We start from the raw sequence: 14,050 nt of genomic DNA, 5'->3' as shown, positions 1-14,050 counted from the left end.
GCCATACTCGGAAACATGAACACGGCAACGCTTGTACAACTGGCCGCCAGTGACCACCAGTGGGCCGTGGCCGCGGCCTTCGTCGGCGGCATCATCGTGGCGGGCGCCCTGGTCTGGGCCGTACGTGCCGGAATGCGGTACATGGACCAGGAGTCGCCGCGCCCCAACCCCGAGGACCAGCCAAGGCTGCCGGAGGGCGGTGCGATCCGTGAGATGCGGGAGATGCGGGAGCCGGACGAGATACCGCTCACGCCCAGGAGTGGCTCACGGCTGATGCCGTACGAGCTCCACCACGCCAGTACCAGGACGGGAAGGGACCAGCAGCGCAAGCGCTGGCTGCCCGGCTCGAGCGGGGCCTTCGGCAGCGGCGGCCCGGGTCATGTCTGACCTGCCGGTCCGACGTGCCCCCGCCACACAGGACGCGTAGCCGTGGGGCGGGCCCACCGTATCCGGGGCCCCGCCCCCGGATCCCCTTCGCGCAGTTCCCCGCGCCCCCGAGGGGCCCGGTCAGCGGGGCGGGACCGCCAGGGCCGGGGCGGACTCCGGGGTGGGGGAGCCGACGCTGATCTGGATCTGTTCGCTCGTCGCGCTGACGCCGTTCAGGGTGGCCTTGGCCTGGAGCCGGTTCGGGCCGTCCGGAAGAGCACGGGCGGGGGCGCAGCTCCACAGGCCGTCGGGGCCCGCCGTGTCCGTGCACACCTCGTTCCCGTCCTGGTCGGACACGGTGATCCGCGCACCCGGGTGTGCCGTGCCCGCGGCGGCCGGGCGGGCGCCCAGCGGAACGCCGGACTCGGGGCGGGACAGGACCGGCGACGCCAGCCCCACCGTCACCTGGCATCCGCCGGTCGCCCGCGCGACGCCCCGCGCGTCCGCGAGCCGCAGCACGCAGCCCTTCAGCCGGGTCCCCGGCTCCGCGTCCACGGGCACCGCCAGCACGAAGGGGAAGGTCCCGGTACGCCACGGCTGCTCCGCCGAGGTGGCCGTGTACGCGGCGCTGCGGCCGTCGGCGGCGACCGCGCCCCGGTAACCGGCCGCGGAAAGGGGGGCACCGGTGACCCGGGCCCCGTCCGGAGCGGTCAGGGTGAGGGTGGAGTCGGCACCGAGGGCCGGACCCGGCAGTCCCCCGGCCTCGACGATGCCGTCCCGGCCGGGCGGGATGGTCACGGCGCTCCACAGCACCCGGTCACCCGCGGACGGCGCCGGGCCGTCGGCGGCGGACGCCGCACCGGCGGGCAGCCACGCGCCCGCGAGAAGTCCGGCCGCCGTCAGCACGGCGGCCGCTGTCTTGCTGGACCTGTTCATCGTGGACGGGCTCCCTGTACGGCCGGCACGGACACCTGCGGCCGACTCTGACGGCGGTCGCCCCATCCCGCCCGCCCTGGACCCCCGTCCGGGTGGCGTCCACCGATCCCGTCCACGAGATGCGGCGGCACCGGAAGCGCGCCGCTCCCGCCCACACGGGCGGGAGCGGCGCGCTTCCGGTTTTCAGGGGCGCGTCAGCGGGTCAGCCAGGCCGTGGTGTCCGGGGCCAGACGGCCGTCCCGCAAGGGGGCGCTGGTGAGGACGACCTCGCCGGCCGGAAGGGAGACCGGCTCGGCGGACAGGTTCGTCACGCAGCGCCAGCCGTCGCCGCGGTCGAACTGGAGCACCCCCGCCGGAGTGCCCTCCGTCCAGGTCAGCGTCTCGCCGTCGAGCAGCTTGCGCCGCAGCCGCAGGGCCGTGCGGTAGAGCTCCAGGGTCGAGCCCGCCACGCCGTCCTGCGCCTCCACCGCGTACTCCGCGAAGGACGCCGGCTGCGGCAGCCAGGCACCGCCCGCGCCGAAGCCGTACGACGGGCCGGTCGTCGTCCACGGCAGCGGGACCCGGCAGCCGTCGCGGCCCTTGCGGACGCGGCCGGTCTGTTCCCAGATCGGGTCCTGGAGCACCTCCGTGGGCAGGTCGGCGACCTCGGGCAGGCCGAGTTCCTCGCCCTGGTAGACGTACGCCGAGCCGGGCAGCGCCAGCATCAGCAGGGTGGCGGCGCGGGCCCGGCGCAGTCCCGCCTCCAGGTCGACGGCGGGGGCGTGGCCGCCGGACAGCAGCCAGGCGTTCTCGTCCGTGCCCGGCGGCAGCATCAGGCGGGAGGCGTGCCGGACCACGTCGTGGTTGGACAGCACCCAGGTCGCCGAGGCGCCGGCCGCCTGCGCGGTTGCCAGCGACTCGGTGATCACCTGGCGCAGCTCGTCCGCGTCCCACGCGGCCTCGAGGTACTCGAAGTTGAAAGCCTGGCCGAGCTCGTCCGGGCGGGCGTACAGGGCCCGCCGGGCGCCGGGCACCCACGCCTCGGCGACGGCCGTGCGCGGCGGGGTGTACGTGTCGAAGATCTTCCGCCAGTCACGGTAGATCTCGTGCACCTCGTCGCGGTCGTAGAAGGGGTGCGTGCCGGGCGCGAAGTCCGCGAGGGCGGCCTCGCCGCCCGCCGCGTGGTCGCCGAGGTCGCGCAGCGGCTCCTCGAGGTCCTTGGTGAGGGCGTGCGCCACGTCGATGCGGAAGCCGTCCACGCCCCGGTCGGACCAGAAGCGCAAGGTGGTGCGGAAGTCCTCGCGGACGTCCTGGTGGTCCCAGTTGAGGTCGGGCTGCTCGGCCGCGAACAGGTGCAGGTACCACTGCCCGTCGGGCACCCGCTGCCAGGCGCTGCCGCCGAAGACGGACTGCCAGTCGGTGGGCGGCAGCTCGCCGTGCTCACCCCGGCCGTCCCGGAAGACGTACCGGTCGCGGGCCGGGGAGCCGGGTCCGGCGCGCAGCGCCTCCTGGAACCAGACGTGCTGGTGGGAGGTGTGGTTCGGGACGATGTCGACGATCACCTTCAGGCCCAGCCGGTGGGCCTCGCCGACCAGCGCGTCGAAGTCGTCGAGGGTGCCGAGGCGCGGGTCGACGTCACGCGGGTCGGCGACGTCGTAGCCGCCGTCGGCCAGCTCGGACGGGTAGAAGGGGCTCAGCCACAGGGCGTCCACGCCCAGCGCCGCGAGGTGCGTCAGGCGGCGGGTGATGCCGCGCAGGTCACCGAGGCCGTCACCGTCGGCGTCGGCGAAGCTGCGGGGGTAGATCTGGTAGACGACGGCCTGCCGCCACCAGTCGGGGTCACGGGAGGAGAGGTCGGGCGTGGCGTCGGGAGCGGGGTGCGGCGGCCGGGGCTCGGGCGCGGTGGGACGGTCGGTCACGCGGGGTCTCCTCTGGGTGTGCGGGTACCTGTGGAGAAACTGACCAGAACACCGTAAAAGTGAACGCACCGGTATCGGGGTGCCATTCCCCCCGGGTGTGGCGGACCACACGTTCGCCCGGCGCACACGGGTCGAACGGGCGTCCGACTACGGCACAGGATGTTCGACCGTGGTGAGGTACAGCTTCACGTAACGCTCGACATCCACGTCCAGGCCGACGTCCACCAGCGGCTGCTCGCGGGTGCCTTCGTGCAGCTCGGACTCGCCGGGGCGCGGGCGCCGGTCGACGACGGTCTGGCCGCGCGCCGGGCCAGGCGCGAGGGACACCTCGACCGGCAGGCGGTGGGTGGTCAGCCCCTCGGGGTCGGCCACCGCGCACAGCGCGCCCGCGTCCCCGAGACCGCCGGAGTCCTCGGCCGGGTCGTCCGGGCGGCTGCCCGGGTGGGCGGGGCGGTGCGCGAGCAGGTCACCGGCCAGCCGCGCCCCGGGTTCGGCACTGGCGCGCAGCCGCCGCACGTCGGCGCCGGGGACGACGACCCGGGTGAACACGTCCAGCCCGTACATGGTGATCGGCACCCCCGCGGTGAGCATGATCGCGGCGGCCTCCGGGTCGTGCCAGACGTTGAACTCGGCCACCGGGGTGGCGTTCCCCAGGGCCGCCGCGCCGCCCATGAACACGATCCGCGCGATGTTGCGGGTGACCTCGGGGTGGGTCCGCAGCAGCAGGGCGATGTTGGTGAGCGGCGCGGTGGGCACGAGGGTGACCGGACGCGGCGAGGCGAGGATCTCGCGCCGCAGCAGTGTCACCGCGTCCACGCCGGCCGGGACCCGGCTCGGGGCGGGCAGGCCCAGGTCACCCATGCCGTCGTCGCCGTGGACGTGGCGGGCGGAGCGCGGCGCCTCGATCAGCGGGCGCTCGGCGCCCCGCGCCACCGGGACGTCCGGCCCGCCCGCCCGCTCCAGCACGGTCAGCGTGTTGCGCACGACGCCGTCCACGTCCGTGTTCCCGGCCACGCAGGTGACGGCCCGCAGGTCGATCCCGGGGTGGCGCACGGCGAACAGCAGGGCGAGGGCGTCGTCGACCCCGGTGTCGCAGTCGATGATCACCGGGACGGGCCGGCCGTTGCTCACGAGGGGCTCCTCTCGAGGGCGGGCTGCCCGTCGACCTTACGCGGGCTCCCAGAGCGCGGCCCCCCGTCCGCGCACCCGCGCCCCGATCCGCCCCAGGACGTCCGCCACCGGCAGCACGCCGGGCCGCCGCCCGTCCCGCAGGCGCAGGGCGAGCAGACCGTCCTCGGCCTCCCACGCCCCGAGCACCGCCTGGTACGGCACCAGCCGGGCCCGCCGGATCCGGGCGCCGAGGCTGCCCTCCCGGGGACCGGCGACCTCCGCCCGCAGACCGAGTTCCGCGGCCTGCCGTACGACGGCGTGGGCGTGCTCCTCCTGGTCCTCGCCCACCGGCAGCACCACCAGCTGCACCGGAGCCAGCCACGGCGGGAAGGCGCCGCCGTGCTCCTCCAGCAGATGGGCGACGGCGCGTTCCACGCTGCCGATGACGCTGCGGTGCACCATGACCGGACGGTGCCGGGCGCCGTCCGGGCCGATGTGGCGCAGGCCGAACCTCTCCGGCTGGTGGAAATCGATCTGCACGGTGGACAGGGTGGACTCGCGGCCCGCCGGGTCGGTGATCTGCACGTCGATCTTCGGGCCGTAGAAGGCCGCCTCGCCCTCGACGGCCTCGTACTCCACGCCGGACGCGTCCAGCACCTCGCGCAGCAGGGCGGTGGCCCGCCGCCACAGGGCCGGGTCGGCGACGTACTTCCCCCCGCCGCCCGGCAGCGAGAGCCGGTGCCGGGAGGCGCGGATGCCCAGGTCGGTGTAGGCGCGGGAGATCAGCGCGAGGGCGCCTGCGGCCTCCTCGGCGGCCTGGCCGGGGGTGCAGAAGATGTGCGCGTCGTTGAGCTGGATGGCCCGTACCCGGGTCAGTCCGCCGAGGACGCCGGACGGCTCGGAGCGGTACATCCCGCCCAGCTCGGCCAGGCGCAGCGGCAGTTCGCGGTAGCTGCGGGCGCGGGAGCGGTAGATCAGGGCGTGGTGGGGGCAGAGGCTGGGGCGCAGCAGCATCTGCTCCGCGCCCAGCTCCATCGGCGGGAACATGTCGTCGCGGTAGTGGTCCCAGTGGCCGGAGATCTCGTACAGCTCGCGTTTGCCCAGCACCGGTGAGCAGACGTGCCGGTAGCCGGCCGCGCGTTCCGCCTCGCGGACGTACTCCTCCAGGGTGTGGCGCACGACGGCGCCGTCCGGGAGCCAGTAGGGCAGGCCCGCGCCCATCAGCGGGTCGGTGTCGAACAGGCCGAGTTCACGGCCGAGGCGTCGGTGGTCGCGCACGGCGCCCTCCTCAGGTCGGGAGGCGAGCACCACGCGCGACGAAGCCCCGGGGCACTCGCCCCGGGGCTTCGTCAGTGGTCAGCTGTCAGCGCGCCGGGACACTCTCCGGCGTCGTCGTGAGGGACACGTGGGCACGCTGCATGAGGCGGACGCTAGCAGCGGGCGGGCCGTGACCGCACCCGGTTTACCGCTCCGGCGGGACCGCGGTCGTGCTCACCCGGACGGCTCGCCTCGCTGGTGGGGGGCCTGTCCCGGTGGTGCCGTAGGAGCACGTCCGCCCGTGGACGGCCCGGCTCCCCCAGGAGGCATCCCGATGACCCGTGCCCCGGCCACCGCCCGCACCCTCCTCGCCTCCGCCCTGTCGGTGACCGCCCTGCTGATCACGGCGGCCTGCGTCGGCCACGACCGGGACGTCCCGCGCGCTCTGCCCCAGGGCGTGTCCGAGCCCCCGGCCGAACCGTCGCCCACACCGTCGGCGCCGACGCCGTCCGCGGTGACCGGCACCGGGCGGACCACCCCCGTGCTGAACGAGGACCAGCTGAAGGCGGCGCTGATCACCGAGGCGGACCTCGGCCCGCCGTGGACGGCCGGCCGGGGCGCGGCGCTGTGGCGCGACGGCATGCTCAAGGCGACCACGGACGACGCCGACTGCGGCCGTCTGCTGGAAGTCCTCTACACGGAGGAGCCGTTCGGTGCCGCGGCGGGTCCCAGCGCCTCGGTGACGCTGGACGACACCGAGGACGACGCACAACTGCGCGAGCAGATCGGCCCCCGCCGGCCGGACGATGCCGAGCGCGAACTGGCCTGGCTCGCCGCGCTGCCGGAGAAGTGCGGAAGCTTCCGGGCGACGACCGTCCGGTCCGGCGCGCAGACCGTCGAGGTGACGGAGCTGCCCCTGCCGGACCAGGCCGGTGACGCCCGGGCCGCCCTGCGGGTGACGATGACGGGGGAGACCCCGGACGGCGCCCCGGCCCGCCTCACGGTGGACCTCGCGGCGATCCGCGTCGGTGAGGACACGATCACCCTCACCAACGGCGGACTCGGCGCGGTGCGGCCCGAGATCACCCAGGCGATGGCCCAACTGGGCGCGGACCGGCTGGCGGAGGTCGCACGGCAGGGGCGGCTGCGGGTCTGACGCGGACGGCCGGGAGTCTTCGTCGGTCGCTGTCGTGAGGGATCAGCTCAGGCGGTCGACGGCCTGCTTGGCCTCCACCAGGTCCGCGCCCGTGGCCTCGCGGTACAGCCTGATCGCCTGCACCTGCTTGCCGTCGCGCACGAGGGCGCGGATCTCGTCCTCGCGCGGCATTTCCTCGTCCAGGCCCAAGTGCCGCATGACCTGGTCGAGTTTGCGCTCCACGCGGGCGACGCGGCGGTCGGACCTGGCCTGACGGGTCTGGATGGAGGCCACGCCGAGGATCACGACGCAGGTGAGGAAGAGAATGGCTGTGTCCATGACCAGCCAGCCTAGGCGGTAAGGCGCGGCCGGTCGCCGGACGGTTCAGCGCGAGTCGAAACGGCGCCGGTGGGAGACGACGTCGACGGCCGCCTCCAGGACGGTGACGCCCTGGGCGAAGGCGTCACCGCGCAGCCGGGCGAGGGCCTCGTCGGCGCCCACGCCGAGCTGGGCCATGATCATGCCGACCGCCTGGTGCACCCGGTCGTGGTCGGCGGCCAGCCCGCTGAGCCAGCCCTTGTCGGCGTCCCGCGCGTCGTGCGGCAGGTCCATCAGCGCGCCCGTCATCACCCCGGCCAGCAGCAGCGCCACATGCATCTGGTGGGCGCTGAGGACACCGGGGGAGCCGCTGTAGAGGTCGAGGGTGCCGACGCAGACGGCGGTGGAGCCGAGGGGCAGCGCGTACACGGCGCGTACCCCCGTGCCGAGTGCCTGCTGCACGAAGACCGGCCAGCGGTCGGCGCAGTCGTCGTCGGCCAGGTCGCGGGCGAGGACGGGGGCGCCGGTCTTCAGGACGTGGTGGCAGGGGCCGTCACCCAGGGTGGCCTGCAGCTGGGCCAGGCGCGCGGCACGGGCACCGGACGCGGCGAGCTGGAGCGGCATGCTGTCGCCGCGCAGCGACACGGACGCGCCGTCCACCGGGAGCAGGTCGACGGCGACCGCGCACAGCCGTTCGGGTACCTGCGCGGGCTCGGCGTCGCGCAGTCCCGCGGCGATGGCGCCGACCGCCCGCGCGTACCCCCCGGTACCGGCACCCCGGTCCTGCCCACCCCCCGGGTCGTCCCCGGGCCGCACGCCGCACCGCCTCCCCTCATCAGCCGAAACGCGTCCCGACTACCCGGCCCGAAGCCCCCGAAACACACCACGTCCCGGCCCACCGGGGTTGCTGCCGGTCCGGCCCCCTCTCCCGGACCGGCGGAGCCCGGAGCCCACCCGTCCCCGCGGGCCCGGAGTCCTGCTCAGACCGGGGGCTGGGCCGGGGCCGGGCCCAGGGTGGTGGTGCCGGGGGCCGTGCGGTGGCCGAGGCCGGTGCGGTACGCGTCCAGGGCCGCCTCCACGCGGCCCGTGCGGCGCAGCAGGTCGCCCAGGAGGCGGCACAGGTCGGCCAGGTCGCCCGCCGCGCCCGCGCGTTCCAGCAGGCTGAGCGCGCGGACGTAGTGCTCCTCGGCCTGCTCGGTGTCCCGGGCGTCCTCGGCGATGATGCCGAGCAGCCGGTGCGCGGCGGCCGCGTGCACCGCGCCCCGCTCGGGGGAGAGCCCGCCGAGCACGTCCCGCAGCAGGTCCGCCGCCTCCTCGGACCGCCCGCGCCGGTGCAGCACGTCGGCCAGCTCGACGGTGAGCTGGCTGCTGTACAGGAACGCGCGGGTCGCCGACAGCATGCGCAGCGCCTCCCGCATCTCCCCCTCGGCCTGCTCAAGGTCGCCGTTCTGCGCGTACACGTACCCGCGCATCCAGTGGCAGTTGGCCAGCTCGGTGCGCAGCTGTAGCCTCCGGTACAGCTCCGCCGCCTTGGCCAGGGAGGCGTCCGCCTCCGCGAGGCGCCCCTCGGCGAGCAGGGTGCGGGCCACTGACCGGTGCATGCGCGCCACCAGCGCCGGGTCACCCGACTGCGGGGCGAGCGTCAGCGCGAACTCGGCGGCCTGCGCGGCACGCGCGTGCGCGCCCATGTCCATGTACGGCCCGATGACGCTGGCGTACAGCAGGAGCAGTGCGTCCGGGTCGTGCAGTCCGCCCCGGTTCAGCTCGTCGATCGCGGTCTCCAGCAGGTAGACCGCGTACCGCAGCTCCCCCGCGAGGTAGTGCGCGACGGCACGGCCGCGCAGCGCCGGCACCCGTGCGGGCAGCGGGGCCTCGGCGAGCCGCTCCTCGGCCCGCTCGAAATACCGCCGCCCCGACTCCAGTTCGCCGGTGTCCAGCGCGCACTCGCCGAGCCCGAGCAGCGCGGCGGCCTGTTCCTCGGGCAGCCCCTGGGCGTCCGCCTCGGCCAGCAGCGCCGTGTACCGCTCCACCGCGGCCTCCGCCTCACCGAGCGCGAGCGAGCGCTGCGCCTCGGTCAGCCCCAGGCGCAGTTCGGTCACCCGCCGCGCCGAGCGCCCGGTCGCCAGTTCGTCGAACTCGACCTCCAGCCGTTCCGCGAGATGCCGCAGCGCGTCGTCCGAGGGGCGCACCCGGCCGGCCTCGAGGGTGGAGATGTAGGCGGGGGTGTACACCGGCTCGGCCAGCTGTTTCTGTGTCAGTCCGCGCGCCACGCGCAACCGCTGCACCCGCCGTCCGATGGTGCCCGGCTCGTCCCGCTCCCCCATGCCAACTCCCCCAGTGCCCCTTGCCGTTCGCCTCGGACAGCCCCTAGGTTAAACCGCGAATTAAACCCGCTTAACCCATCGCTGTTGCGAGGTCGCCGTGCTGGACCGCACACGCCCCACCGAGCGTTACGCCCGAGGTCTCGTCGCGGCCCTCGCCGCGGTCGCGGCGCTGGTCCTGGCGGCGAACGTGGGACCGGCCAAGGCCGTCGGCCATGAATCCGACCAGGTCACCACCGCGCCGGTGGAGGCGGCCGAACGCTAGGGCGGCGGCACCCGTCACGGGTCCCAGGGACTGCCTGGTGGACGGGCCGTAGGTGTGTTGTCCGGACAGCACACCTAGCCGGGCAGGGCCCTGCGCAGCGCCTGGTCCAGCCGCCGCGCCAGCTCCTCGTCGCCGGGCGGGCCCTCACCGAAGAGCGGACCGAGTTCCGTGATGAACGTCTGGGTGAACGCGCCGTACAGCGGCGTCCTCGGCCGGTGCACGGCCTCGCTCAGGGCGTCCCTCAGCATCTCGTCGGCGAAACCGGGACGGCCCCCGTCCCGGCGCGGCGCCCCGTCGGCGCCCTCCCCCGTCGGCGACGGCGAGGGCACGGCGGAGACCGCCGGGGGACAGCGCACCAGACCGTCGTAGGCGGAGTCCCGGGTCGCCGCGAACCCGGCCTCCAGCAGGCAGCGTTCGCTCTCCCGCCCGGTGAGATACCGGATCAGCTCGGTCGCCTTGCCCGAGCGCTGCGACGTCCGGGACACCGCCAGGTTCTGCCCGCCGAGCACCGCCCGCCCGGGCAGCCGGGCCACCCCGAGCTCGTCCCCGAAGACCTGGTACAGCGTCGGGTAGGCGGAGGGCCAGGCCCGCAGGAAGACCGTGCGCCCCTTGACGAAGTCGCTGGTCGCGGCCGCCTCGTCGGAGCCGGCCGCGTCCGGCAGCGTGTACGCCGGCTCGGTGCGGCGGCGCAGCTCCGCCACCCCCCGGGTGAGCTCCTCCACGTCCCCCGTGTAGCGGCCCTTCCCGTCCACCAGCTCCAGCCCGGGCACCGCCGACGCGAACGCCTCCACCGCGTTGACCGTCCGCCCCTCGTACGCCGCGAGCTGGGTGGTCCAGCCGTTGGCGAAGGCTCCCGGAAGCTTCGCGTGCAGGGTCTCGACATGCCCGCGCAGCCGGTCCCAGGTGAACCCCTCCGGCACGTACGGCTCCTCGACACCGGCCCGCCGCATCAGGTCGCGCCGGTAGTAGAGCAGGCCGACGTCGCTGTTGAACGGCACCGCGTAGACCTTCCCGTCCCAGCGGGCCGTCTCGGCGACCGACGCGATGACGTCCTCGTCCACGACGTCGTCCGGCAGCGCCCGCACCAGGCCGGCCTCGGCGAACTCCGGCACCCAGGTCACGTCCAGGTTCACCACGTCGTACTCGGCGCTGCGGGACTGCAGGGCGCCCAGCAGCTGGCTGCGCTGCTCGTCGGCGCTGCCCGGCAGCTCCACCAGCCGGGCCCGGTACTGCGAACCGGTCCGCTGCTCGCGCCGGTTCCAGGCGTCGATGAGCTGCTGCCGCACGCCGTTCGTGCCGGTGACGTCCCGGCCGCTGGCCACCACGATGGTGCCGGGCACCTCCTCGGTGACGGCCGCGTCGGGGGGCCGTTCCCCGTCCCCGCCGCCGGTGCAGGCGGCGAGGAGCAGCAGCAGCGCGGGCAGCACGGCGAACCGTCGCGGCATCAGCCCTCCCCCGTTCCCGTGCGGGCGATCTCGTCGTGCAGGGCGGCGCCCACGTCGTCCCCCGCGTCCAGACAGCGCCCCCCGCTGGCGTCGGCGATCCGGCGGTCCGGCCGGCCCGTGTCGCAGCCCCCGCTGCCGAGGACCGCCACGGTCACCGGGACGCCGCCCGCCCCGGCCCCGTCCAGCACCTCGGTCAGCCGGCCGCCGGTCAGCCGCTCGCCGTGCTCGCCGTCGGTGATGTGCACGATCAGCTGGGGCCGCCCGTCGCTCCCCCGGCGTTCCATCTCCTCGAACGCCGCGAGCAGCGCCGCGTGCGGGTCGGCGGCGGCGTCCCGCACCCGCGCCCGCGTGTCGACGGCGCGCTGGGCGTCGTGCGTCCGGTGGGTGCCGAACCCGAGCAGCGTCTCGTACGGGCCGTCGCCGGTGTCGGCCACCGCCCACACGCCGTACTCGTCCGCCGTGCCCAGCCCGCCCAGCGACTGGCGCAGCAGCCCCGGGCCGCCGCTCGGCCCCTGCCACAGGTCGGCCATCGAACCGGAGCTGTCCAGCAGGAACAGCACCCGGCCCGGCCCGCCGTACGCCTGGTAGTCGCGCAGCGCCCGGTCCATCGCGTCCCGGCCCGCCGACTCGTCGAGCGGGGCGGGCGCGTACATCATGCCCAGGTCGGAGGCGCCCTCCGGCTGCAGCAGCTCCCGGGTGTCGGCGGAGCGGAAGCCGTACCGGGCGAACACGGCGCGTCCGCCCTCGCCGGACAGCCAGTCGTGGAAGGCGGCCACCGACGCGTCCCTGTCCGCCTCGTCGCGGTCGCCGCCGCTCCAGCGCACCCGCACGAACACCGGCTCCATCCCGGGCACGTCGTCCGGGTAATGGGCCATCCGCCGGTTGCGCGTGGTGCTGTCGCAGCCGACGCCGCTGCGCATCAGGAACTCCGGGACCAGGGCGGCGGTGCGGTCGTCCACGGCGTCGTCGTCGGGCAGCGCGCACAGCAGTTCGCCGGCCGTGGGGGAGGGCGGGCCGTCCTGGTCCAGCAGGCGTTCCCCGCGGGCGACGGCACGTCCCTCGGCGCCGTACAGGCCGACCGTGGCGAGCAGACCGGAGTCGGTGAACTCGGGGTCGGGGCGGCGCACGGCCGCGTCCGGGGCGCGCGCGGTCAGGTCCCGGACCATCTCGGTCAGGCTCTGCGCGGTGCGTCCCTCCAGGGAGTCGACGGCGATCTGCTGCGGCACGGCGAGTACGACGGGGGAGTAGGCGAAGGGCGACGCCTCCCGCTCCAGGGCCGCGACGGCGTCCGTGTCCTGCTCGTCCAGCACCCGGTCGACGTCGGCGCGGGACGCGGGGATCCACACGTCCGGCTGGGGGCCGACGTCCCGCTGCGGGTTCACGTCGTCGTCCCGGGGCTCCTGCCAGTCGCCCGTGTGCCCCCGCAGCGCGCCGACCACGTCGGAGGACCCGGCGCTGTAGACGGTCACGCCGGTGCGCCGGCAGCCGGCGTCGGTGGTGTTCCCCTCCGAGGTGAGATAGGCGTCGGCGGCGGCGCGCACGGTCGGCTCCAGGTCCGGGTCGGTGAGCACCCGCAGTTCCAGGGGCGGGACGCAGTGGGTGCCGTCGCCGCCGGCCAGGCCCGGCGGACCGTACAGGCCGAACCCGAGCAGGCCGAGGGCGAGCAGTACGGGCAGCGCGAACCGGAGCACGGGCCGGCGCACCGGCGGCGGCTCTTCCGGACCCGGCCGCTCCCGGGGCTCCGCGCGGGTCCGGCGCCATGCGGCGAGGACGGCCGGCCGCCCGCCGCGCGGTGGCCGCGGGGGGCGGTCCGGCCCGCCGGAAACCTGACCGGGCGGAACGGGGCGGGGCACGAGGGGGTCGGGGTGCTGGGCGCCCTGGGGCTCCTCCCCCTTGCCTAGCCGCACCTTCAGGCCCGCGTCGGCGCGCAGCTGCGGCTCCCAGCGGTCCTCGCGCAGGGTGCGGTGGCCGCGCTCGGCCATCCGCCGTCTCAGCGCGGCGAGGAGGTCCGGCAGTTCGATGCCGCCACCCTCGCCCAGCAGGGCGGCCAGCTCGGCGGTGAACGGCGTCGGTGTGTGCCGGTCACCCGCGTCGATACGGTGGTTGGCCTGCACGCTCATCAGCACCGCGACGCGCCGCTTGTCCTCGAAGTGCTCCCACACCCGGGCGGCGTTGCCCGCGAAACAGCAGTCCAGGACCACCACGATCCGGCGTGCCGCGCTGGTGGCCAGCACGGTCGCCATCAGGTCGCCGAACTTCTCCGCCCCGGAGAACACCGTGTGCTCACCGGCGATCACCCGGGCGTCGCGCATCTGCAGGTACAGCTCGTCGCCCCCGCTGGGGATCGCCCCGTGCCCCGCGAAGTAGACCAGCAGCAGCCCGCGGGCCTCCTTGGCGGCCCGCTGCAGCACCCGCCCCGTGTCGGCCAGGTACGGCGACGGCAGCGTCCTGATCTCCTGCTCGGCGAACACCCGCCCGCGCACCAGCGCCTCGCGCAGCGCGGTCAGGTTGTGCCGGACCGCCGGCAGGTCGTTCGGCACACCGTCCGGCGGCTCCGTGAAGTCGTACTCGGACACCCCGATCAGCAGCGCCCGGTCCATCGACTCCCCCGCGTCCTGAGGCTGCACCGGCCTACCTGTCGTCGCGGTTCACCGGTTCGACTCTGCCCTGCGGCGGTTCGCCGTTCTCGACCCGGCGCCGATTCGCCTGCCAGGCCAGCACACCCCGCTTGACCTGCTCCAGCAGCTCCTGGAACACCACCGTGGCACCCGCCGAGGTGACGGCGATGACGATCTCCGTGCTCGTCCCCATCGGGGCGCCGGACCGGTCGGCGGCACCCACGTCGGTGGCGGGCCGCACGCGCATCCGCACCCGCCCGTCCCCCAGCAGGTCGTCGAGCGGCTTCTCCCGTTCCAGCCAGTTGCGCAGCGCCGAGATGTCGCCCTCGGTCGCCGTCCCGTCCAGCCGTATGCAGATGTCCTGGTCGGCCACTCCATCCC

13 protein-coding genes are annotated in these 14,050 nt (G+C 75.2%); 3 read left to right on the top strand and 10 right to left on the bottom strand.

The window, feature by feature from the left end; translation table 11 throughout:
• Nucleotides 1-15: 15 nt before the first annotated feature.
• Nucleotides 16-387, top strand: coding sequence for a DUF6479 family protein (locus F3L20_RS00525; protein WP_145829137.1), 372 nt, complete (start codon nucleotides 16-18; stop codon nucleotides 385-387).
• 120 nt (nucleotides 388-507) lie between these two features.
• Here F3L20_RS00525 and F3L20_RS00520 read toward each other — a convergent pair whose 3' ends face one another.
• From F3L20_RS00520 to thrS, 4 genes are all read right to left on the bottom strand, one after another.
• Nucleotides 508-1,302, bottom strand: coding sequence for a carboxypeptidase regulatory-like domain-containing protein (locus F3L20_RS00520; protein WP_150150942.1), 795 nt, complete (start codon nucleotides 1,300-1,302; stop codon nucleotides 508-510).
• Nucleotides 1,303-1,496: 194 nt separating this feature from the next.
• Complete coding sequence (locus tag F3L20_RS00515; protein WP_150150940.1) at nucleotides 1,497-3,200, bottom strand: glycoside hydrolase family 13 protein; 1,704 nt, start codon at nucleotides 3,198-3,200, stop codon at nucleotides 1,497-1,499.
• A 147-nt stretch (nucleotides 3,201-3,347) separates the two neighbouring features.
• The gene (locus tag F3L20_RS00510; RefSeq protein ID WP_150150937.1) at nucleotides 3,348-4,331 is read right to left on the bottom strand and encodes a nucleoside hydrolase; all 984 of its coding nucleotides are present in this window, start codon (nucleotides 4,329-4,331) and stop codon (nucleotides 3,348-3,350) included.
• Between the two features lie 36 nt (nucleotides 4,332-4,367).
• Nucleotides 4,368-5,618, bottom strand: a complete 1,251-nt coding sequence (gene thrS / locus F3L20_RS00505) for a threonine--tRNA ligase (protein ID WP_276615873.1) — start codon at nucleotides 5,616-5,618, stop codon at nucleotides 4,368-4,370.
• Between the two features lie 283 nt (nucleotides 5,619-5,901).
• On the opposite strand from thrS, the gene F3L20_RS00500 reads away from it, so the two are divergent.
• Entirely contained in the window at nucleotides 5,902-6,723 is an 822-nt protein-coding gene (locus F3L20_RS00500; RefSeq protein WP_150150930.1) for a hypothetical protein, read from the top strand.
• A 42-nt stretch (nucleotides 6,724-6,765) separates the two neighbouring features.
• Here F3L20_RS00500 and F3L20_RS00495 read toward each other — a convergent pair whose 3' ends face one another.
• The 3 genes from F3L20_RS00495 to F3L20_RS00485 all read right to left on the bottom strand — a co-directional run bounded on the left by F3L20_RS00495 (nucleotide 6,766) and on the right by F3L20_RS00485 (nucleotide 9,344).
• Nucleotides 6,766-7,041: a hypothetical protein gene (locus F3L20_RS00495; protein ID WP_150150927.1), complete on the bottom strand. Its 276-nt coding sequence runs from the start codon at nucleotides 7,039-7,041 to the stop codon at nucleotides 6,766-6,768.
• A 45-nt stretch (nucleotides 7,042-7,086) separates the two neighbouring features.
• Nucleotides 7,087-7,836: a GAF and ANTAR domain-containing protein gene (locus F3L20_RS00490; protein WP_150150924.1), complete on the bottom strand. Its 750-nt coding sequence runs from the start codon at nucleotides 7,834-7,836 to the stop codon at nucleotides 7,087-7,089.
• A gap of 164 nt (nucleotides 7,837-8,000) precedes the next feature.
• Nucleotides 8,001-9,344, bottom strand: a complete 1,344-nt coding sequence (locus tag F3L20_RS00485) for a helix-turn-helix domain-containing protein (protein ID WP_145829129.1) — start codon at nucleotides 9,342-9,344, stop codon at nucleotides 8,001-8,003.
• 97 nt (nucleotides 9,345-9,441) lie between these two features.
• On the opposite strand from F3L20_RS00485, the gene F3L20_RS33855 reads away from it, so the two are divergent.
• Entirely contained in the window at nucleotides 9,442-9,606 is a 165-nt protein-coding gene (locus F3L20_RS33855) for a hypothetical protein (RefSeq protein ID WP_167534428.1), read from the top strand.
• Nucleotides 9,607-9,680: 74 nt separating this feature from the next.
• Here the strand turns inward: F3L20_RS33855 and F3L20_RS00480 are convergent, their stop codons facing one another.
• Genes F3L20_RS00480 through F3L20_RS00470 form a run of 3 tightly spaced genes read right to left on the bottom strand, consistent with a single transcriptional unit; the run spans nucleotide 9,681 to nucleotide 14,042 of the window.
• A complete protein-coding gene (locus F3L20_RS00480) occupies nucleotides 9,681-11,051 on the bottom strand; it encodes an extracellular solute-binding protein (protein ID WP_150150921.1) in 1,371 nt (456 codons plus the stop codon).
• Nucleotides 11,051-13,678 (bottom strand): substrate-binding domain-containing protein, encoded by a 2,628-nt coding sequence (locus tag F3L20_RS00475; RefSeq protein ID WP_240810806.1) that lies wholly within the window; start codon nucleotides 13,676-13,678, stop codon nucleotides 11,051-11,053. Before F3L20_RS00475 ends, F3L20_RS00480 begins: the two co-directional genes overlap by 1 nt.
• 4 nt (nucleotides 13,679-13,682) lie before the next feature.
• On the bottom strand, nucleotides 13,683-14,042 hold the full coding sequence (locus tag F3L20_RS00470; RefSeq protein ID WP_145829348.1) for a hypothetical protein: 360 nt from the start codon (nucleotides 14,040-14,042) through the stop codon (nucleotides 13,683-13,685).
• Between the last annotated feature and the right edge of the window lie 8 nt (nucleotides 14,043-14,050).

Origin of the sequence: Streptomyces tendae (assembly GCF_008632955.1) — a bacterium.
Taxonomy (GTDB): Bacteria; Actinomycetota; Actinomycetes; order Streptomycetales; family Streptomycetaceae; genus Streptomyces.
The sequence above is the reverse complement of the archived record's forward strand: the minus strand, read 5'-3'. Positions and strand labels throughout refer to the sequence as shown.